Genomic DNA, 1,547 nt, shown 5'->3' on the forward strand with positions numbered 1-1,547 from the left:
CCGATAATTAAGCGACAGAGATACTACCAATCTCTGGAACAGGCTGCATAGGCAGTGATATCTTTGAGATAAATGTGTCAACCAATATTGACAATATCATTTTCTAAAAAACAATCCAAGATCAGTTTAAAAATCTGATTTAACTTTTCTCTCTGACTGGGTGTACATTTCTTCAGCAATTCCATGACTTCCGGGTCATCAAATTCAATATCCTCTCTCTGCTCATCCCAAAATACCCCTACTGGAACCTTTAAGGATTTTGCGATCCGTTGAAGGATTTGTACCGATACCATTGTCTCTCCAGATTCCAGCCTTGTAATGGAACTCGGGGAGATCATAACCCTGTCCGCCAGTTCTTTCTGTGTAATTGACCGTTTCACCCGAAGTGTCTTAATTCTCCGTCCTATTCTTATATTTTCAGTGCTGCTGTCTTTTTTTATCATCTGTATTCTCCCATTCTTCTTCAAATCTTTTTTGGCATATACTATCGTTATTGTTTCATTTTTATGATACCAATGGGGCCATAAAAATCATAATGTGTATATATCAATTTAAAATGTCTAATAAACAATTCAAAATAATAAAAGGATAGCTTTTATACTATCCTTTTTCCTTTCTTCTATTATTTTTTAGGTTTATGTTCCAAGTGTTTTTACTCTCTGCTCAAAAAAACGAGATCGTCATAAAAAAGATCCCATCCTTGTATCCCGTTTCCTGTACCCCTCCATACCTTTCAACGATCTCACGGATGCTCTTTGTCCCGATTCCATGAAGCGTTCCCTGTTTTCCAGAAACAAATTCTTCTCCAATCCTCTCCGGCTCCTGGGCACAGGTGTTTGAAACCTTTATAAACGACGCATTTCCCATCTGACGGATCACGATCTGGATCCAGCGGTCCTGCGGCTCCATCTTATCACAGGCTTCCAGTGCATTGTCCAGAAGATTTCCCAGGAGCGCTGTCACCTCTGTTTCCTGTAATCTTAACTGGACTGGTTCGATCAGACAGTTGATTTGTATTCCCTGGCTTTTGGCCTGGTTCAGTTTATACTCCAGGATTATGTCCATGGCCTCGCTTCCTGTATGGAATCTGATCTCTTCCATATGTTCTCTTCCGCCCAGTTCTTTTATGTAATCCTTTGCTTTTTCATACGCTCCTGTCTCCAGATAGTTCTGTATCAGCAGATACTGGTTCTTCAGGTCATGATAAAACGTCTGTTTTGAAGCGTTGGCATCCTTTAAGATCTGGTAATTTTCTGCCAGCATCCTGTTTTTCTCCTGTTCCATATCCGCCTTTTCCCGGGATACAGAGGAAATCTGCTTTTGCAGTCTCAGATGTACATACATAAGGACAATCCCCAGAAGAAGCAGCCAGTTTAAGAGGGCGCTTCCATCTGTCTTCTGGATCGTCCTGTCAGCCAGATACACAGACACCCCTTGAAGTGCTATACTAATGTTGTAACAGGAGTGGCTAATAAGATATAATCAATCTTATAAAGAAAAGAGGTACACATTATGCCACAGAGTTACACCCCTGAATTTAAAAAGAA

General features: G+C 40.5%; 2 protein-coding genes. Both read right to left on the reverse strand.

Features of this window, described 5'->3' with window-relative positions:
- Positions 1 to 77 precede the first annotated feature (77 nt).
- Positions 78 to 443, reverse strand: a complete 366-nt coding sequence (locus tag OCV69_RS16545) for a helix-turn-helix domain-containing protein (RefSeq protein ID WP_158360316.1) — start codon at positions 441 to 443, stop codon at positions 78 to 80.
- 220 nt (positions 444 to 663) lie between these two features.
- On the reverse strand, positions 664 to 1,425 hold the full coding sequence (locus OCV69_RS16550; protein WP_158360315.1) for a sensor histidine kinase: 762 nt from the start codon (positions 1,423 to 1,425) through the stop codon (positions 664 to 666).
- Between the last annotated feature and the right edge of the window lie 122 nt (positions 1,426 to 1,547).

Source organism: Alitiscatomonas aceti (assembly GCF_025567195.1).
Taxonomy (GTDB): domain Bacteria; phylum Bacillota; class Clostridia; order Lachnospirales; family Lachnospiraceae; genus Alitiscatomonas; species Alitiscatomonas aceti.

What these genes read in the sequence shown, in the direction of transcription:
- OCV69_RS16545 (WP_158360316.1), bottom strand. Translation starts at nt 443, where the DNA reads ATGATAAAAAAAGACAGCAGCACTGAAAATATAAGAATAGGACGGAGA.